Genomic DNA, 19199 nt, shown 5'->3' with positions numbered 1-19199 from the left:
AAGTGGGTTGGTGTACGGCTTTATACACTCCTTATATAAATAGGCTAAGGTCTAACCAAAAATGGAAAGACCTTAACCAAGTTCTAATGGGAAAAGCGATTATTTAAGCTCAACTTCTGCTCCAGCTTCTTCCAATGATTTTTTGATACCTTCTGCTTCGTCTTTGGAAACACCTTCTTTAACAGCTTTTGGTGCACTGTCAACGATGTCTTTAGCCTCTTTAAGACCTAGACCTGTCAATTCTTTCACCAATTTAACAACTGCCAATTTAGATCCACCAGCAGCAGTAAGTACTACATCAAATTCTGATTTTTCCTCAGCAGCTTCAGCTTCACCACCACCGGCAGCACCGCCAGCAACAGCTACTGCAGCAGCAGCAGGCTCGATACCATATTCTTCTTTTAAAATGTCGGCCAACTCATTTACCTCTTTTACTGTAAGGTTTACCAACTGTTCTGCAAAATCTTTTAAATCTGCCATTTTTCTATCGTTTAATAAAAATGTTTAAAAATATACTTAGTTTATTGTGCGCGAATTATTCTCTCTCAGACAAAGTCTTAAGGATACCTGCCAATTTTCCGCCACCGGACTTAAGTCCAGAAATAACGTTTTTGGCCGGGGATTGCAACAATCCAATGATATCCCCGATAACTTCCTCTTTGGACTTGATCTCAACAAGTGCATCAAGGTAGTTGTCGCCGATGTAGATGGCCTCTTCAATAAAGGCACCTTTCAACAAAGGTTTATCTGATTTTTTTCTAAAGTTCTTGATAAGTTTCGCAGGTGCATTTCCAGTTTCGGACAACATCAAAGATGTATTGCCTTTCAACACTTCGGGAAGTTCACCGAATTCCTTATCAGAAGCTTCCATTGCCTTTGCAAGCAATGTGTTCTTTACGACCGCAAGCTTAATGTTCGCCTTAAAGCACGCTCTTCTTAGGTTAGAGGTGTCTACGGCGTTCAATCCTGATATATCCGCCAAATAAATGTTTGGATTATCAGCCAACTGTGCAGTCAAGTCTTTTATTACCGTTGCTTTTTCTTCTCTTGTCATAGTTATAAAAATTGAACTACCAGTTTATTGAACTGCCTTTGGATCTAATTGAACACTAGGACTCATAGTGCTGGACAAGTAAATACTTTTCATGTACACACCTTTAGCTGCGGAGGGCTTCAACTTGATCAACGTATCGATCAATTCCCTGGCATTTCCTGCAATCTTATCTGCAGAAAACGATGCTTTTCCGATAGCTGCGTGCACAATACCTGTTTTGTCCACTTTAAAGTCTATTTTACCGGCCTTAACATCGGAAACGGCTTTTGCCACGTCCATTGTTACTGTTCCGGTCTTTGGATTGGGCATTAAACCTCTCGGTCCCAAAACTCGACCCAATGGTCCAAGTTTACCCATAACGCTTGGCATGGTGATGATCACATCAACATCTGTCCAACCATTTTTGATTTTATCCAAATATTCGTCCAATCCTACAAAGTCAGCACCCGCTTCTTTAGCCTCTGCTTCTTTGTCTGGAGTCACCAATGCCAAAACTTTAACGTCTTTACCTGTTCCGTGAGGAAGGGTTACAACGCCACGTACCATTTGATTGGCTTTTCTTGGGTCTACGCCCAAACGAACCGCCAAATCAATGGAAGCATCAAATTTTACATTGGTTATTTCTTTTACTAAAGCTGACGCCTCTTCCAAAGAATAGAGTTTGTTCTTGTCTATCTTGGCCTGGGCCTCTTTTTGCTTTTTAGTCAATCTTGCCATTTCTTACTTGCTTTCAGATTTTAAAAAGGTCTTTGTCCTGCTATTTTCAGACCCATAGATCTTGCAGTACCCGCAACCATACTCATTGCAGACTCTACGGTAAAAGCGTTTAAATCCACCATTTTATCTTCGGCGATCGCTTTTACTTGATCCCAGGTTACTGAACCATTCTTAACCCTGTTAGGTTCGCCAGATCCTTTTTTAATCTTAGCCACTTCCATCAATTGAACTGCCGCAGGTGGTGTTTTTACAACAAACTCGAAAGATTTGTCTTTGTAAACGGTGATAACAACAGGTAATACTTTACCTTGTTTGTCCTGCGTACGAGCATTAAACTGCTTACAGAACTCCATGATGTTAACACCAGCAGCACCTAAGGCGGGTCCAACCGGTGGCGATGGGTTCGCAGCACCTCCCCTAACTTGTAATTTAACTACCTTATCTACTTCTTTTGCCATTGTTTCTAATTAAATTCAAAGTGTGTCAATTGGAAGCAACACAGCTTTATATATGTAACAGCTCTTGTTATACTTTCTCTACTTGCATATAGCTAAGTTCCAGTGGAGTTTTTCTACCGAAAATCTTCACCATAACCTCCAGCTTACGCTTTTCTTCATTGATTTTTTCAACAGTTCCGTTAAAACCATTGAAAGGTCCATCAATAACCTTTACTGTTTCACCCAATACAAATGGAATAGAAACGTTATCTGTATTTACGGCCAACTCATCTACTTTACCAAGCATACGGTTAACCTCTGATTTTCTCAACGGAACCGGATCACCACCTTTTACCTCGCCCAAGAAACCGATAACATTGGTTATGGAACGGATGATGTGAACCATTTCTCCACCGAGATTGGCCTTGATCATGATATATCCCGGAAAGTAAACACGTTCTTTGTTGATTTTCTTTCCGTTTCTGATCTGTACGACTTTTTCGGTAGGCACTAGAACTTCCTCAAGATAGTCACCGAATCCGGCGCGCTCTACCTCGCTCTCAATATAGCCTTTGATCTTGTTCTCTTGACCACTGACCGCTCTAACTACATACCATTTTTTCTCCAGAACCTCAGACATATCGACCGATCTTTACCCTATTAATTTTTCAAAATACAATGTGATCAATTTACTGAACAAGGAATCGACACCCCATGTTGCCAAAGCAAATAAAATGGAAAAAACTGCCACAATAACCATTAAATTGGAAGCTTTGCTCCTTTCCAACCAAGTAACATTGTTTTTAAGTTCTTCTAATGATTCCTTTATATAAGCGACCATAATTTTAAATATTTTGCTTGCACGGGAGGAGAGACTTCCCTCGACTACGCTCGGGATAAACTTCTCGTCTCACTTCACAATGCCACGCTTTTCTTTTTGCACGGGAGGAGAGACTCGAACTCCCGACACCTGGTTTTGGAGACCAGTGCTCTACCAACTGAGCTACACCCGTTTATAATTACACTGAAAGGTATCCCGATCAAATCGGAACACCCTTGAGTGCAATTTTATAATAAAAATTTATTAATCTAAAATCTCAGTAACCTGACCAGCACCTACTGTTCTACCACCTTCACGGATAGCGAAACGTAGACCTACGCTCAATGCGATTGGCTGAATCAAATCTACAGTAATTGTCAAGTTATCACCTGGCATTACCATCTCAACACCATCAGGAAGGTTAATGTTACCTGTTACGTCAGTTGTACGAACGTAGAACTGTGGGCGGTAGTTGTTGTGGAATGGAGTGTGACGTCCACCTTCTTCTTTTTTCAAGATATAAACCTCAGCTTTGAATTTAGCGTGTGGCTTAACAGAACCTGGCTTACAGATCACCATACCTCTTTTGATATCGGATTTCTCGATACCTCTCAAAAGAAGACCAACGTTATCACCAGCTTCACCTCTATCCAAAATCTTACGGAACATCTCAACACCAGTAATGGTTGAAGACAATTTCTCAGCACCCATACCAATGATATCTACAGCGTCACCTGTGTTGGCTACACCTGTTTCGATACGACCAGTAGCTACGGTACCACGACCAGTAATGGTAAATACATCTTCGATCGGCATAAGGAAGTCTTTATCAACCTCACGAGTTGGCTCCTCGATCCAGCTATCAACAGCTTCCATCAATTCCATTACAGTGTCAACCCATTTTTGCTCACCGTTCAAAGCACCAAGTGCAGAACCGGAGATTACAGGTCCGTTGTCACCATCGTATTCGTAGAAAGAAAGCAATTCCCTTACTTCCATTTCAACAAGCTCCAATAGCTCCTCATCATCCACCATGTCAACTTTGTTCAAGAAAACAACGATACGTGGAATACCTACCTGACGACCCAAAAGGATGTGCTCACGAGTCTGTGGCATAGGACCATCAGTTGCAGCAACCACCAAAATAGCACCGTCCATCTGAGCAGCACCAGTAACCATGTTCTTTACGTAATCCGCGTGACCAGGACAGTCAACGTGAGCGTAGTGACGGTTAGCAGTTTGGTACTCAACGTGCGAAGTGTTGATAGTAATACCTCTTTCTTTTTCTTCTGGCGCGTTATCGATGGAGTCAAAGCTTCTAAGCTCGGACAAACCAGCGTTCGCCAATACAGTGGTAATAGCAGCAGTCAATGTTGTTTTACCGTGATCCACGTGTCCAATGGTACCAATATTTAAGTGGGGTTTGGAACGATCAAAAGTTTCCTTTGCCATTTTAAAATAATTTTAATCTTAGTTTATATTAGTGTACAAATCGTTTTGAGCCAATGACGGGAATTGAACCCGTGACCTCTTCCTTACCAAGGAAACGCTCTACCCCTGAGCTACACCGGCCTATGGGTTATCAGGTTTAGAGTTTAAAGTTACAAGCTTAGCTCGTTAAAACTTCAACCTTCATCTACTTGCATCCAAAAGATTCAAGTTTATATGGAGCGGGAGACCGGGTTCGAACCGGCGACATTCAGCTTGGAAGGCTGACGCTCTACCAACTGAGCTACTCCCGCATTTTTTCTGGATTTTCATCCAAAGATTCCAATATTTCAAAAAAAACCTTCTATCCCGATTGTTCCGACGAACAATCTTTGTGGGGGGAGCAGGATTCGAACCTGCGAAGGTAAAAACCAACAGATTTACAGTCTGTCCTCGTTGGCCGCTTGAGTATCCCCCCGCCTTATTTTCAGTAACTTACGAGCCGATAGAGGGACTCGAACCCACGACCTGCTGATTACAAATCAGCTGCTCTAGCCAGCTGAGCTATATCGGCATTTCACCGCTTTTTTCTCACTAAAAAAGCCCGCTATTTCTAACGGACTGCAAATGTATATATTTATATTTTAATTCAAAATAAAATTTGAAAAATTTTCATCAAGCATTCGCCCTTAACTTCTCCTTCTTTTTAACCAGCTGTCTTTCCAAGGAACTACAGGCCGAATCCACGGCCTCTTCAAAAGACTTACATTGCTTTTTCACCATGATTTTGTCGCGAGGTACGAACACCATGATTTCCACTATCTTATTCTCCTTTGCACTTGTGTTTTCCACTTTTAAATAAACATCCGATTCGATGACCTTGTCATAAAACAATTCCAACTTGTCCATTCGCTTTTGGACAAAGTCGATGAGTTTACCATCAGCTGTAAAATTTACCGATTGTGCGTTTACTTTCATAAGACGAAGTTTTAGTACTGTCAAAGACAGTGAAGTTAAACAATACAAGAATTTTATTTCTTGTTTCTTGGATGGGCCTTTTGATGTACTTTTTTCAGTTCGGCTATACTGTTGTGCGTGTACACCTGTGTTGATGCCAAACTGGAATGACCCAATAGTTCCTTAACGGAATTTAAATCCGCCCCCCTGTTCAGCAAGTGCGTTGCAAAGGTGTGCCTTAATATATGGGGACTCTTTTTCACCTTGGGGGACACTAAACTAAAATACTTATTTATAGTTCGATAAACAAGTGTTTCGTAAATTTTAAGACCTTCTTTTGTTAATATTAGAAAGGAAGAATCAGTCACCTTTTCAAGTTCCGAGCGCTTGGCCAAATAGTTTTTAATCTGCGCCATGGTCGAAGTCAGTATGGGAATAATGCGCTCCTTGTTCCGCTTTCCCAACACTTTGATGACCTGGGCCGAAAAATCCACATCGTTGATTCTCAAGTTTACCAATTCGGCTCTCCGTATTCCGGTGGTGTACAATAATTCTATGATCAGTTTATCCCGTACGCCCTCAAAATCATCAGCAAAAGGTATTTCAGACAGAATCGTTTCCATTTCGTTCTCGGAAAAAGGCACCTCCATTTTTTTACTTGTTTTCAGCGCCCTGTGCTTTGCCAAAGGTGAAACGGTAATATCACCGACCTTCAATAAAAATTTGTAATAAGCCTGTAGAGAAGATATTTTTCTATTGATGGTCCTATTTGAAATACCGCTGTCGGATAGCTCAACGATCCAGTTCCTTATCAATGGATACGAAATCCCCTCAATATTTTCTTCTCCATGATGCGCTCCGCAGAATTGAGCAAAGGCCTCAATATCCTTTTGATATGCCCTTATGGTATGATCGGAATAATTTTTCTCCAATCTTAAATAGGATATAAAAGCGGATACTGACATACATCAAAGGTAACACTTTAGATTGCTCCCGGATATAAAACGAAAAATCCCGTTCCAATATTGGAACGGGATTCATATATTTTGTTAAAGCGATAGCCCTATACTTCTTCTTGGTCCCTAAGACCTTGAATGTACTGTGCTTTTTGAATTTGCGCTCTACGCTCTACAGAAGGTTTGGTGAACTGCTGTCTTGATCTTAACTGACGCATGGTACCTGTTCTGTCGAACTTACGCTTGAAACGCTTTAAAGCTCTATCGATATTTTCTCCTTCTTTTACTGGTATAATTAACATGGGCTACAACCTCCTTTCTTTAAAATTTTGGTCTGCAAATATACAAATGATATTCAACGGGTAAAGAAATATTTTATTTTTTTGACGAAACGCTGTTACGACCGCTTTTTGTACTCCTTCTTATCCACAATGATCTTGGCCAAAATTTCCCTTAGGATTTCTGATGTTCCCCCACCAATGGGGCCCAATCTACTATCCCGGCTCAAGCGGGCCATCGGATAATCCTCGATATATCCGTAGCCTCCTAAAAATTGCAGACAGTTGTAAATGACCTCATCGGCCATTTTGGTGGATTTCAATTTGGAAATGGTCGCTTCCTTCACCACATAGACTCCTTTATCCATTTGCGCTACCGTGGCATAATTATATTGCTTGCACACCAACATATCCGAATAGAGGTCCACCAATCGGTGGCGCAAGGCCTGGAACTGGTCAATACTTCTACCGAACGCCTCTCGCTCGGACATATACTGTAGGGCATAATCGAGTGCAAATTCGGCTCTGGCATGTGCATTTATGCCCATAACCAAACGCTCCAAGGCAAATGCCTCCATGATGTACCCAAAGCCCTCATTCTCCACACCCAATAAATTGGACGCTGGAACCTCAACATTGTCAAAGGCCAACTCCGCCGTATCGGAAGCACGCCAACCCAACTTGTTCAACTTACTGGCAGAGACACCCTTTGCATGCCTATCCATAATAAACATACTGATACCCTTATTACCTGCATCCTTATCGGTTTTGGCGGCAAGAATTATATAGTCGCCATAAACCCCATTGGTAATAAAAGTCTTGGAACCGTTTACAATATAAACATCACCTTTCTTTTCGGCAGTGGTGCGCATAGCGGCGACATCACTTCCCCCAAAAGGTTCGGATACGCCCAGACAGCCAATTTTGTTACCCAGCACACTGGGTTCCAAATAGGCTTTTTTCTGTTCATCGTTCGCCAACTTGTTCAAATAGGTCATCGCAAGGTACTGGTGCGCCCACATGGCGGCTGCAAAACCTCCCGAATTGATCTTTTGCAATTCTTCCAGAAAAATAACGGTATAAAAAAGGTCTAGACCCAAACCAGAGTATGCTTCGGGCGTCATCAATCCAAAAAAGCCCATCTCCCCGAACTTGGGCCAAATAGCCTTATCAATCTTGCCAGATTCCTCCCATTCCTCAATATGGGGAACAACTTCTTTCTGTAAAAAATCCTTCAAACTTTCGCGGAATAAGTTATGCTCTTCCGTGAAGTACATATCGTTCATAGCACCTATTTTATAAAGACAAATATAAAGCTATTCTATCTAGCTTTTCCGAAGGGAATCCGTCCACTTGGGTCAATTCCAGTAAAGATGCAAATAAACCATTTTTATCTCTATATTCCACAATGTTGGATGCCAATGAACCATTTATATAGACCAATCGGGACAACTCTTTTGTATTTGCCTTGTTAACATTGATTTTGACTACCGTAGGCGCTTCCAGTACTTGAAACCTGAGCAACGCTTTCTCCACAACATCCGGCTCCAGTCCGTAAACATCGTATAGTTGTTCGTTCACCAAAAAGCCGCCCAGCCTATCCCTGAATTTTATGATTCGCTCGGACAATGTTTCCCCAATACCGTAAACTTGTTTCAAATCTTCTGCGGTTGCCGTGTTCAAATCTTTGATTGTTGATTCGGTTACAGGCTTTGAAACTATCTTCTTTACCGTTCGACTTTTTCCGGCCCATTCGGGAAATTTAAAATAGGGCGAGATTTCGTTCAATAAAGAATCTGACACTTGGGTGACTGCTTGGAATTCCTTTTCCGAATTCACAAACTTGCCTTGCTCCCTAAAAGCAAATAACCGGTCGAATTCAACTGGGGACAGTCCCAATGCATACCCTTTATAATCGGTCAAATAATTTGGATTGAAGGGATATATTTTTTGGGATTTATCGAATCGCTCCTTTTTAAGACTGTCTATCTTGGTCTGCTCGACAGCATTGAGGGCAAAATCACTTTTTAAATTGGATGGATTTGCTTTTACATAGTAATACCCACATTGAAGCACGACCACGATCAACAACAAAAAGAAAATCCCACTTCGCTCTTGCTTGTTGAACCGAAAGTGGGATTGTTTTCTCATAATATATGTAATTCTATTGGCTCTTCAACTTTTTAAAGAGCTGGCCAGCTTTCAATTTTGACAAGTATCCATCCAGATCTTTACGTACCTCACCGGACATGATATATAATCCAATGATGTTCGGGAAGGACATGGCCAAGATCATCATATCCGAAAAGTCCAGTACAGCTCCCAAACTTACGGAAGCACCAACGACCACGAATACCAAGAAGAGCATTTTATAGATCATTTCCGAACGCTTGCTCTTTCCAAAAAGATAGGTCCAAGCCCTCATTCCATAGTAAGACCAGGAAATCATGGTCGAAAATGCAAAAAGGAACACTGCCAACGCCAATACGTACGGGAACCATGAGATCTGACTACCGAAAGCATCGGAGGTCAACTGGGCCCCGGCCATTCCTTCCACTTCGTGCATTCCTGTAAATATCAATACCAAGGCGGTAAGGGTACATACGACTACGGTATCGATAAATGGCTCCAGCAAGGCAACAAAACCTTCGGACGGCGGATGGTTGGTCTTTGCCGCACTGTGCGCAATGGCTGCGGACCCCACACCGGCCTCATTCGAGAAGGCGGCACGCTGGAATCCTACGACCAAAACACCGATTATACCACCTTTTAAAGCTGAAGGATTTAATGCTCCTTCAAAAATGGCGGAAAATGCCGGACCAATATTTTGTATGTTCATTATAATGACCGCTAAGGCGGCAACAATATAAACCGAGGCCATTATAGGTACAATCTTACCTGTTACTTTGGCTATACTGCTAATTCCGCCGATGATAACCACACCGACCAATATAGCAGTGACCACTCCAAACCAAAAACCGTTGCCCGCCAAAACAGGAAACTGCCCTGCCAATTGCTCAAAGGACTGATTGGCCTGGAACATATTTCCACCTCCGAAGGAAGCTCCTACGGCAAGCAGCGCAAAAACTCCTGCCAACACCTTACCAAACCCTTTCAGGTTTCTTTTTTCGAGACCGTAGCGGAGGTAATTCATAGGCCCTCCGAATACACGTCCATCAGGAAGAATATCACGATATTTTACACCAAGGGTACACTCCACAAATTTGGAGGACATACCCAGCAGTCCGCAAACAATCATCCAGAAAGTCGCACCGGCACCTCCCAAAGATACTGCCACGGCAACCCCCGCTATGTTCCCAAGACCAACAGTACCGGAAACTGCAGTGGCCAATGCCTGAAAATGCGTCACCTGCCCGGGTGCATCTGGATCATCGTACTTTCCTTTGGCCAAATCAATGGAATGTCTAAAGCCACGGATATTGATGAATCCCATTCTGATCGTGAAGAACAATGCCCCCAGTACCAACCAGATCACAATAAATGGAATACCCTTGATAATGGAGTCGCCATTCGGATGCGTCATTGCAATGGGCTCATCGTACTCGACCTCTGCAAAATAATGAGCTCCTTGTTCAATTACGTGTTCTTGGTTTTCGGAGTTATAAATTACATTTCCCTCTTTAACCTTATGCAGTAATTTACCTTTTACAGCAGCTTTTACAGTAAAGTCTCCACGTTTATCACTGGTAATAACGGCGATATCCTCGCCTTTGGCAACGCTTGCCTTATCGCCCTTGAGCCATTCCTTTAGGACAAACCTGTCCTGGGTCTCGTTGCTCCAATCGGGAATACCGATCAATTTTACATCGGCATAGGCTACCGGATCATATATTCCGATGGCCGCAAAAGGGTCCCAAAAAAGAACAGACCCCAAAGCACTTACTGCCGGGGTCATGGTTCCATTGAAAACTTCTGTTATCGATTCTGTCTCTACCTTAAACTCTTTGGTAATGGAATTACCTGCGGCATCGGTCACCGTAACACTATATGGTATACCTTCCACCAAACCTTTTGCCGATTTGGAGGTAAGCGGCGTTTCTTGGTTGCTCCACTTGTATGTGTAGGGCTCAACACCTCCATCTACTTCAAGCTCTATGGCACCGTCGTTTATGTTATTGGAAACATTGTAGGTTTTGCCCACTACAGTCAAATCCTGTGAAAAACCTGTGGTCAATGCACAAAAAGACAATAGAAAAAGAAAATACTTCATATATTGAGATTAGTTAGTTTTTGGTGTGATAAAGGCAACAATATCCAAAAAAAAATCAACGCTATCAAATTTTATGTTTTTTTAACTATCCGATCTGAAACATTTGATTTAATTTCCGTATTTGTTCGGGCCTGCCCAATACGATCACCTTACTATTGGGCTGTAAAACCAAGTCGGCCTCGGGGTTGATGATGTAATTTCCATTGGGGTCTATGTAACCGATAATGGTACAACCGGTTTTTCTTCTTAAGTCCAAATCCCGAAGCGAGTGACAATCCATTTGATTGGTAAAGTCCTCTATACTCACCTCTTCCAAATTTGTTGTATGCTCACCTTCTATGGACAGTTGGTCCAAAAATGTGATCAGATTGGGCATTACCACCAAGGATGCCATATGGTCCCCCCCTATCTTATCGGGCATGATCACCTTATTGGCTCCGGCAAATTCCAATTTTTTCACGGAAGTAATCTGCGATGCCCTACTTATTATGAACAACTTTTTATTAAGCTGACGTGCGGAAAGCACTATGAACAAGTTGGCCGAGTCGTCCGGGACAGCAGTGATCAAATACTGCGCCCTGTCTATTCCCGCCTGCAGCAATACTTCGTCCTCATTGGCATCTCCCTCCACGAACAAAATCTCTTCCTCATGCCTCTCTATGATCTCTTTATCCTTTTCGATAACCACAAATGGCTTTTTGTAAGCTATCAATTTTTCGGCGGCCTGCATGCCGTTCCTTCCAAAACCACAGACCACAACATGGTTTGTAAGACCGTCTATCTGTTTCTTCACTCTTTTCTTTTTTAGCAGTTCCAATGAGTTTCTTCCCAAAATGTATTCGGTAACCACCGATATGGCAAAACCAAAAATAAATACACTGGTGACAATTAAAAATACGGTAAAAATCTTTGCATTGGCATCCAACGGCCTCACCTCCGAAAAACCGACCGTGGTCACGGTGATAATGGTCATGTAAATGGCCTCTATCCAGGTAAAGTCGGACAGCATTTTATAACCGACCACCCCGAACAGCAGCACCATCACCATTAAGGATAGGGCCAATACTATTTTGGAGCGCATCAGTCTAATCATGTTTACAGGTCAAATACGGATGTTCTTTTGGTATAGATCAAGTCTTTAATCCGGAGCCAGAAGGCTATAAACAAGTACAATGCAAATCCAAAACCTAAAGTAACAAAAGTTAAATAAATAAAACTGGTGCGCACCACACGGGCCCGTATGCCCAAACGCTCCGCAATTCGGCCACAAACCTCAAAGCCTCTTTTTTGAAAGTAATAAAGGGTATTATAAAACAAAGACATAACCAAAATTATGTATTTCTAATCAATAATTGCGTACCGATGGCGCATTGCATGCATTTATTTTTGGTGCAGTAACTCGTGTACAGTTCCAATTTGGCCTGGCTCTCCAAAGCATTTTGGGTTTTTAAACCTACGCTGTCAAAATTCTTGATGATGGAATTGTCCTCGCTCGCCAATTCGGATATCAACGAAATCAGTTCTTCGTTCCAATCCCTGCCCGTATGCTTTGCATAACAAAATTTTAAGGGCACCAACGTATTTATGACGACCAAATCGATAAACTTTTTGGACAATTTCTTCACGCGTGGTTTAGAGGTCTTGCCAAAGGTATAGTGTGCTTCCCAATATGGCCCTGCGGATATTTCAAAAGTTTTGTACACAGCCTCAAGTGTTCCCAAGTCCATCAATTTTGAAAAAAGATTATAATTTTCCCTGTATAAATTGACCAACTGGGAAACTCGGATGGTGGGGAAATTCATTGGGCGCAATCCAAAAAAATCAGGTTTTGATGAGGGTCCGTCCAAACCAAATTTACGTACCAAATACTCATATTCCTTTTGAAGCTGCACATAATGGGAATCCGAACATTCCTCCACGCTCAACAGTCCAAAATGACCAAAAAGCAAGGCTTCCAATTGCAAAGGCTCGTTCACCGCTTTCCTCACAATTGAAAAATCCAATTGCCGCGCCCTGTCCAAAAAGTATGGGCCGTTGACCTTGGAACCAAAATTTTTCGCCAATAGCATGAACAATACCGCCTCCCAATCATTTTTGGAAGTTTGTAAAAGCTCAAAGATCAATTTGGACTTATGTTCCAGCCGCTCAATGTACAAGCGGTGCAACCAGTTCTCCACCAAAAAGGCATCCACGAGTTTCACATCCTTTTCGCAGTTGATAAAGTTTGTGCGGGAACCGTCCATTAAGGTTCGATAGCCCTCCAACAACTTGTCGGACACGTAGCGTTTTACTTCCAAGGTGGGAATTTGGGAACCATCCTTCCTAAAAACGGCAATGTCATCCTCCCAGACTACATGGAGGATGACATTGTTATAATTTTCATCCGCTTCGTGGTGGTGCACGTACCAATCGGAAGATTTGAGGTGCATCTCCACATTGCCGGCCCAAAGCTGTCCGCCGATTTCAATTTTGGCATTGAAAAAATCCGGTCCGGCCAAGCTGTTTTGGGTTCCCGGGGCCCTGATCAAAACAGGCTCCCCATTCCCCGTACACAGGCCATCTGTCGGAAGCTTGTTATGCCTCCAAATATAATAAAGTAGGTCTTCTCGCATTGATTTGGGATAAATGGAGGACTACTCTTCTACATCGCCGTCCCAGTTCATAAAACCACCTTCCAGATTATAGGCATTTTCAAACCCAAGGCTGTTCATTATGGCACAGGCCTGTCCGCTACGGTTCCCCGACCGGCAATACACATAATAATTTTTGGACTTGTCCAACTTTTCCAGTTCGTCGACAAATTCTTGTCCCAAATAAATATCGATGTTCGTTGATCCCGGAATATATCCGTCTTCAACTTCTTCAGGGGTACGTACATCCAAAATAAAGGCGTTGTTATCATTTTCCAACTGTTCCGCCCATTCTTCTTGTGATAGATCTGACATTTTTTTCAATTTAGATTGATACAAAAATAAAAATCCGAAGCATTACTCCGGATTTACTGCTACTTTATTTTGAATGAAGTCTATTTTATACCGCATCCAATAGCTTTTGTTGTTGCTGGATTGATTTCATTTCCCGCCAACATTGCATCCACGGCATTTTCCACATATGCTTCCTCTACTTGTGATGCATCTTGATAATTGTCGTCGATGGCCCCAATATATTTTACCATATTTCCCGATGCTGTTTTCTCCAACAAGAAAACATGCGGGGTACGCGTGGCCCCGTATTGCGGATACACTTTTTGGCCCTCATCGAACAGATACGGAAATGTAAAACCTTTTTCGTTCGCACGTTCTTTCATTTTGGCAAAACTGTCGCCGGGTTTGGCACTAGGATCGTTGGGGTTGATTGCGATTACGGGAACGCCTTGGGGCTTGTATTTTGCATCCAAAGCAATAATGCGGTCCTCATACGCTTTCGCATAGGGGCAGGTATTGCAGGTGAAAATCACCAAAAAACCTTTGGCGTTATCAAAGTCCGATAGCGAGACCATATTCCCGTCCACGTTTTTCAACGAAAAATCGGCAGCGACATCGCCGACTTCGTAACCATCATCCAAATTATGTTCGGCCGCCACTTTGAATCCCATGGCGAAAGATGCCACAAAAATCAACAGCAATGCGGACCATCCTAAAATCTTAATTTTTTTCATAGCTGATCAGTTTATGAATTTGTTCAACTCGTTGTTCAGTTCTTCGTACGTGAAACCACGCTCGTAAAAAGTTCGCTTGTCCTTATTATATATTAAGGTAGCGGGAATACCACCGCCCCACTCCTCAGAAACTTTGGGAATCCAATCGTTCTGTTTGGGATCGTCCAATATCACCACCTTGGACTGTATGCCCTTGTTCGCCACGAAGGGCTCCAAACGGCTCTTCCACATGTTGGGCATGTCCAAGCTCACCAAGATCACTTCCACTCCTTTTGCTTTATATTTTGAATTGATCTCCTCAAAATGGGGCATCTCCGCAATGCAGGGCTTGCACCATGTGGCCCAGAAGTTTACCACATAAGTTTTGTCATCATCAAAATGGAGCATGGGCTCAAAACCATTGAAATCGTAAACCGGAAATTTCACGTCCTGGCTCGAATCGCTTTCCATCGCAACCGTTTCTTTGCCAGCAACCTCGGCCCCTCCTTTGTCCTCCTTCTTCCTTTCGGCACATCCAAAAAGAATCAACATCATCCAAACTCCAGTAAATAACTTATTCATTACCTGATTTTTACACCTTTAAAAATACGCACTCACAATTCTAAAATCCAGTCTTTAACAAAAATTTATCTATCAAAAATTTGGAACCGCACTAAAAATAAACATACATTTGTATATACAAATATTGTTTGTACATGAATGTTGAAGAAATTATAAAAACCTCAAAAAAGATTCCCTTGGAACCCAGAACGGTCATTCACTTGGAATTGGTTCATAACAGAATCAGTGAAATCATGACAGGCGCCTTAAAGCCTTTTGAAGTTTCTATGCAACAATTTAATGTACTACGGATTTTGAGGGGGCAACAAGGAAACCCTGCCAACCTCTCCACCATCAATGAAAGAATGGTGACCAAAATGAGCAATACCACCCGGTTGGTGGACAAACTTATTGCCAAGGGACACGTAAGCCGTTGTATTTGCCCATCTAACCGGAGAAAGGTAGAAATTTTGATCACAGAACAGGGGTTGGATGCCTTGGCACAAATGGACAAAGCCCTGGAAAAGGCACATGGCACCCTCCTTAAGAACTTTGACAAAAAGGAACTGGAACAATTAAATCAACTATTGGATAAATTTTAAATATAATGAACACCGTTTTAGAACATAGAACCTGGCGCTATGCCACAAAAAAATTTGATGCCACAAAAAAAGTTTCCGACCAGGATTTGGAGACCCTAATGGAGGCCGCGCGATTAAGTGCTTCCTCCTACGGACTGCAGCCTTATCACTTTTTTGTGATCTCGGACCCAGAAATTAGAGAGCAGTTAAAGCCCGCTTCTTGGGGACAATCCCAAATTACGGATGCATCGCATATTATCGTATTTGCAAATGCAACGGATTTTGGTGAGGAATTGGTCGATGATTATGTGTCGAACGTAAGTGAGACCCGAAGCATTCCCGCAGAAGGATTAAAAGGTTATGCCGATTTTATGAAGTCCAAATTGATGGAGCTTCCTACCGAGCACAAAAGCAATTGGACGGCCAGACAAGCCTATATCGCCTTTGGTAATTTGATGCAGGCCGCTGCGGAATTAAAAATCGACACCTGTCCCATGGAAGGCTTCGAATCTGAAAAGTACAACGAAATTCTCGGGCTCAACGACAAAAACCTGAATGCTGCTGTAGTTTTGGCAGTGGGATACCGTTCCGAAGAGGACGATACCCAACACTACGCCAAGGTTAGAAAATCAACAGAAGAATTATTTACCCTTATATAAACATTGAACCTTTAACAATTTAAAACAGAAATTAAAACAATCATGAAAAAAACAATTCTAAGCTTAACATTGGCCACCGTTTTTGGTGCCTCGGCCAACGTAAACCCGATCAAAGAAACCAAAGAGGTTAAAACTTCGGAAAGTACAGTAACCTGGAAAGGGTATAAAGTAGGTGGTTCGCACGAAGGTACCATCACCCTTAAATCCGGTGCCCTGGAATTTGACGGTGAGAACTTGGTAGGTGGAGAGTTTGTTGTGGATATGACAAGCATCAACACTACCGATTTGGAAGGCGACTACAAAGGACAACTGGACGGTCACTTGAAATCCGACGATTTTTTTGGCACGGCCAATCACCCTACAGCAAAATTGGTCTTTACCAAAGTAAAATCAACCGGAAAAAATTCTTACGACGTAACCGGCGACCTTACCATTAAAGGTACTACCGAGCCTGTAACTTTTGAAGTGTCCGTATACGGAGATAAAGCAACCGCTTCTTTAAAAGTGGACAGAACCAAATACGATGTAAAATACGGATCAGGAATCATTGGTACCGCCAAGGACAAATTGATCTATGATGAGTTTGATTTGGTAGTTGATCTACAGATGTAATCAACTCCTGTTTAGTGTGTGGAAATCCCGTCCGAGCAATTCTTGGACGGGATTTTTTATTTTAAACAAAACATTGTTGTGCCGTTAAAAATTCCTCCCTATATTTGAGCCAATGATTAACAGAATAGCAAATAACTGGTGGTGGATGAACTTACGAAAAACGTCGTGAGCTAAGTCCCCATTATAACCATACAAGAGGCTTGTCATCACGACAGGCCTTTTTTAATTTATATAAGTACCAAATGAGTTACACCCTAACCACACATTACAAAAAAATCCTCGCGGACACCATTACGCCCGTGAGCGTCTACCTGAAGATCAGGGACAAGTTTCCCAACAGCATCCTGCTCGAAAGTAGCGATTACCACGCCAACGACAACAGTTTTTCGTACATCTGTTGCAACCCTATCGCATCCATTAAAGTAGAGAACGAGACCATTGAACAACGTTTTCCAGATGGTTCAAAGGAAGTAACCGAAATTACTCCCGGCACGGATGTTACCGAAATGATTCACAACTTTAGCAAGCGGTTCAAAACCACGCAAAATGGTTTTAAATTCATTTATAATGGATTGTTCGGGTATATGGCCTATGATGCCGTGCGTTATTTTGAGGATGTAGCAATTTCCAAAAAGCAAGATTCTGCAAACATTCCGGATATCTACTACGCGGTGTACCAAAATATTATTGCCATCAATCATTTTAAGAACGAGGCCTATTTGTTCGCCCATTGTTACGATACCGAAAGCAATGTGGAAGAAATGGAGCAACTTTTCAGCGTCCGTACCTTTTCATCCTACAATTTTAATAAAGAGGGTAAACCAGAATCCAACTTGAAAGATGAGGACTACAAAGAACAGGTGGAACTTGCCAAAAAGCATTGCCAACGAGGCGATGTGTTCCAATTGGTGCTCTCCAGAAGGTTCAAACAAAAATTCAAGGGAGACGAGTTCAATGTCTACCGGGCACTTCGCTCCATCAACCCCTCCCCTTACCTTTTCTATTTTGATTACGGTGATTTTAAAATCTTCGGGAGCTCTCCCGAGGCCCAGCTCATTGTCAAGGATGGCAAAGCCGAGATACACCCCATTGCCGGAACCTATAAACGTACCGGAAATGATGAAAAAGATGCCGAATTGGCAAAAAAACTGGCGCAGGACGAAAAAGAGAACAGCGAACACGTAATGCTCGTGGACTTGGCCCGAAACGATTTGAGCCGCAACGGTAACACCGTGAATGTGGAAACCTATCGGGAAGTACAGTATTTCTCTCACGTGATTCATTTGGTGTCCAAAGTAACCGGACAAAAGAAAAAGGAAAGCACCACAATGAAGGTGGTCGCCGACACCTTTCCTGCGGGAACGTTGAGTGGCGCACCCAAGCACATGGCCATGCAGCTCATTGAAAAGTACGAGAAAACGAGTCGCTCGTACTATGGCGGCGCCATCGGGTTCATGGATTTTGACGGCAATTTTAACCACGCCATTATGATCCGAACGTTTTTGAGCAAGGATCACGAACTATATTACCAAGCAGGTGCAGGTTTGGTGGCTGCCTCCAATCCCGATGACGAACTCCAAGAAACCTACAATAAATTGGGCGCATTGACCAAAGCGCTGGAAATTGCCGAAACAATCTAAGCATGGGAAGAAAGATTTTAATGATAGACAATTACGATAGCTTTACCTACAACTTGGTGCACTATCTGGAGGATCTGGATTGTGAGGTTACCGTAAAACGGAACGATCAGCTCACCTTGGAAGAAGTGGAACCTTTTGAATATATAGTACTTTCACCCGGTCCTGGCATTCCTGATGAAGCCGGACTTTTAAAGGACATCATAAAAACCTACGCACCAACAAAAAAAATATTTGGGGTGTGTTTGGGGCTGCAAGCCATTGGAGAAGTTTTTGGGGGCACCTTGATCAATTTGGACCAAGTATATCACGGCGTGGACACTACCATAACTGTGACCAAAGACGACCCTATTTATAAGGATATGCCCAAAACCCTTCAAGTGGGAAGGTACCATTCTTGGGTGGTGGACCCGAATTTGCCCGATGTTTTGGAAACCACCGCGGTGGATGAAAACGGACAAGTAATGTCTCTGCGGCATAAAGCATATGATGTTACGGCCGTACAGTTTCACCCAGAATCCGTTTTGACACCTGAAGGAAAACAAATGCTAAAAAATTGGCTCAATAGAAAATAGAAGCGAGATATGAGAATTGAGAATTCTCTAAAATCCAACATCTAATCTCTCACATCTAA

Annotated in this window: 24 protein-coding genes and 5 tRNA genes; 5 read left to right on the top strand and 24 right to left on the bottom strand. The window is 42.5% G+C overall.

The window, feature by feature from the left end; all coding sequences use genetic code 11:
• Window positions 1-99 precede the first annotated feature (99 nt).
• From rplL to GVT53_RS21125, 24 genes are all read right to left on the bottom strand, one after another.
• A complete protein-coding gene (gene rplL, locus GVT53_RS01695) occupies window positions 100-480 on the bottom strand; it encodes a 50S ribosomal protein L7/L12 (protein ID WP_166247126.1) in 381 nt (126 codons plus the stop codon).
• 55 nt (window positions 481-535) lie between these two features.
• Window positions 536-1054, bottom strand: coding sequence for a 50S ribosomal protein L10 (gene rplJ, locus GVT53_RS01690; protein WP_166247125.1), 519 nt, complete (start codon window positions 1052-1054; stop codon window positions 536-538).
• A gap of 24 nt (window positions 1055-1078) precedes the next feature.
• Window positions 1079-1771: a 50S ribosomal protein L1 gene (gene rplA, locus GVT53_RS01685; protein WP_108247118.1), complete on the bottom strand. Its 693-nt coding sequence runs from the start codon at window positions 1769-1771 to the stop codon at window positions 1079-1081.
• A gap of 20 nt (window positions 1772-1791) precedes the next feature.
• Entirely contained in the window at window positions 1792-2229 is a 438-nt protein-coding gene (gene rplK, locus GVT53_RS01680; protein ID WP_108247119.1) for a 50S ribosomal protein L11, read from the bottom strand.
• Between the two features lie 67 nt (window positions 2230-2296).
• The gene (gene nusG, locus GVT53_RS01675; RefSeq protein ID WP_108247120.1) at window positions 2297-2848 is read right to left on the bottom strand and encodes a transcription termination/antitermination protein NusG; all 552 of its coding nucleotides are present in this window, start codon (window positions 2846-2848) and stop codon (window positions 2297-2299) included.
• A 12-nt stretch (window positions 2849-2860) separates the two neighbouring features.
• The gene (gene secE, locus GVT53_RS01670; protein ID WP_166247124.1) at window positions 2861-3049 is read right to left on the bottom strand and encodes a preprotein translocase subunit SecE; all 189 of its coding nucleotides are present in this window, start codon (window positions 3047-3049) and stop codon (window positions 2861-2863) included.
• A gap of 99 nt (window positions 3050-3148) precedes the next feature.
• Window positions 3149-3221 (bottom strand) — tRNA-Trp (locus tag GVT53_RS01665).
• A gap of 71 nt (window positions 3222-3292) precedes the next feature.
• On the bottom strand, window positions 3293-4480 hold the full coding sequence (gene tuf, locus GVT53_RS01660; protein ID WP_108247122.1) for an elongation factor Tu: 1188 nt from the start codon (window positions 4478-4480) through the stop codon (window positions 3293-3295).
• Between the two features lie 48 nt (window positions 4481-4528).
• Window positions 4529-4600: transfer RNA gene (locus GVT53_RS01655), tRNA-Thr, on the bottom strand.
• A gap of 94 nt (window positions 4601-4694) precedes the next feature.
• Window positions 4695-4770, bottom strand: a tRNA-Gly gene (locus GVT53_RS01650).
• A gap of 81 nt (window positions 4771-4851) precedes the next feature.
• A tRNA-Tyr gene (locus GVT53_RS01645) sits at window positions 4852-4934 on the bottom strand.
• A 22-nt stretch (window positions 4935-4956) separates the two neighbouring features.
• Window positions 4957-5030: transfer RNA gene (locus GVT53_RS01640), tRNA-Thr, on the bottom strand.
• Between the two features lie 101 nt (window positions 5031-5131).
• Window positions 5132-5434, bottom strand: a complete 303-nt coding sequence (gene hpf / locus GVT53_RS01635) for a ribosome hibernation-promoting factor, HPF/YfiA family (protein WP_108247123.1) — start codon at window positions 5432-5434, stop codon at window positions 5132-5134.
• 53 nt (window positions 5435-5487) lie between these two features.
• Window positions 5488-6378 (bottom strand): tyrosine-type recombinase/integrase, encoded by an 891-nt coding sequence (locus GVT53_RS01630; protein WP_166247123.1) that lies wholly within the window; start codon window positions 6376-6378, stop codon window positions 5488-5490.
• Window positions 6379-6476: 98 nt separating this feature from the next.
• Window positions 6477-6671, bottom strand: a complete 195-nt coding sequence (rpsU, locus tag GVT53_RS01625; RefSeq protein WP_090299076.1) for a 30S ribosomal protein S21 — start codon at window positions 6669-6671, stop codon at window positions 6477-6479.
• Window positions 6672-6766: 95 nt separating this feature from the next.
• On the bottom strand, window positions 6767-7933 hold the full coding sequence (locus GVT53_RS01620) for an acyl-CoA dehydrogenase family protein (protein WP_166247122.1): 1167 nt from the start codon (window positions 7931-7933) through the stop codon (window positions 6767-6769).
• 10 nt (window positions 7934-7943) lie between these two features.
• Window positions 7944-8798: a ComEA family DNA-binding protein gene (locus GVT53_RS01615; RefSeq protein ID WP_166247121.1), complete on the bottom strand. Its 855-nt coding sequence runs from the start codon at window positions 8796-8798 to the stop codon at window positions 7944-7946.
• A 13-nt stretch (window positions 8799-8811) separates the two neighbouring features.
• Complete coding sequence (locus GVT53_RS01610) at window positions 8812-10878, bottom strand: amino acid carrier protein (protein ID WP_166247120.1); 2067 nt, start codon at window positions 10876-10878, stop codon at window positions 8812-8814.
• A gap of 85 nt (window positions 10879-10963) precedes the next feature.
• Window positions 10964-11971 (bottom strand): potassium channel family protein, encoded by a 1008-nt coding sequence (locus GVT53_RS01605; protein ID WP_166247119.1) that lies wholly within the window; start codon window positions 11969-11971, stop codon window positions 10964-10966.
• 2 nt (window positions 11972-11973) lie between these two features.
• Entirely contained in the window at window positions 11974-12201 is a 228-nt protein-coding gene (locus GVT53_RS01600; protein WP_100817497.1) for a PspC domain-containing protein, read from the bottom strand.
• An 8-nt stretch (window positions 12202-12209) separates the two neighbouring features.
• Window positions 12210-13490 carry a DUF2851 family protein gene (locus GVT53_RS01595; protein ID WP_166247118.1) on the bottom strand — a complete coding sequence of 427 codons (1281 nt, stop codon included), beginning with the start codon at window positions 13488-13490 and terminating at the stop codon, window positions 12210-12212.
• Between the two features lie 21 nt (window positions 13491-13511).
• A complete protein-coding gene (locus GVT53_RS01590; protein ID WP_166247117.1) occupies window positions 13512-13823 on the bottom strand; it encodes a rhodanese-like domain-containing protein in 312 nt (103 codons plus the stop codon).
• 80 nt (window positions 13824-13903) lie between these two features.
• Entirely contained in the window at window positions 13904-14536 is a 633-nt protein-coding gene (locus GVT53_RS01585; RefSeq protein WP_166247116.1) for a thioredoxin family protein, read from the bottom strand.
• 6 nt (window positions 14537-14542) lie between these two features.
• Complete coding sequence (locus GVT53_RS21125) at window positions 14543-15097, bottom strand: TlpA disulfide reductase family protein (RefSeq protein ID WP_166247115.1); 555 nt, start codon at window positions 15095-15097, stop codon at window positions 14543-14545.
• 134 nt (window positions 15098-15231) lie between these two features.
• Here GVT53_RS21125 and GVT53_RS01575 point away from each other — a divergent pair, with 134 nt between their 5' ends.
• From GVT53_RS01575 to GVT53_RS01555, 5 genes are all read left to right on the top strand, one after another.
• Entirely contained in the window at window positions 15232-15678 is a 447-nt protein-coding gene (locus tag GVT53_RS01575) for a MarR family winged helix-turn-helix transcriptional regulator (protein WP_166247114.1), read from the top strand.
• Window positions 15679-15683: 5 nt separating this feature from the next.
• The gene (locus GVT53_RS01570; RefSeq protein WP_166247113.1) at window positions 15684-16316 is read left to right on the top strand and encodes an NAD(P)H-dependent oxidoreductase; all 633 of its coding nucleotides are present in this window, start codon (window positions 15684-15686) and stop codon (window positions 16314-16316) included.
• Between the two features lie 42 nt (window positions 16317-16358).
• Window positions 16359-16928 (top strand): YceI family protein, encoded by a 570-nt coding sequence (locus tag GVT53_RS01565; protein ID WP_166247112.1) that lies wholly within the window; start codon window positions 16359-16361, stop codon window positions 16926-16928.
• A 242-nt stretch (window positions 16929-17170) separates the two neighbouring features.
• A complete protein-coding gene (locus GVT53_RS01560) occupies window positions 17171-18568 on the top strand; it encodes an anthranilate synthase component I family protein (protein WP_166247111.1) in 1398 nt (465 codons plus the stop codon).
• 2 nt (window positions 18569-18570) lie between these two features.
• On the top strand, window positions 18571-19140 hold the full coding sequence (locus tag GVT53_RS01555) for an anthranilate synthase component II (protein ID WP_166247110.1): 570 nt from the start codon (window positions 18571-18573) through the stop codon (window positions 19138-19140).
• Window positions 19141-19199 lie beyond the last annotated feature (59 nt).

This window comes from Flagellimonas oceani (assembly GCF_011068285.1).
Lineage (GTDB): Bacteria > Bacteroidota > Bacteroidia > Flavobacteriales > Flavobacteriaceae > Flagellimonas > Flagellimonas oceani.
Note: the sequence above shows the minus strand (reverse complement) of the source record. Positions and strands in the feature narration are given on the sequence as shown.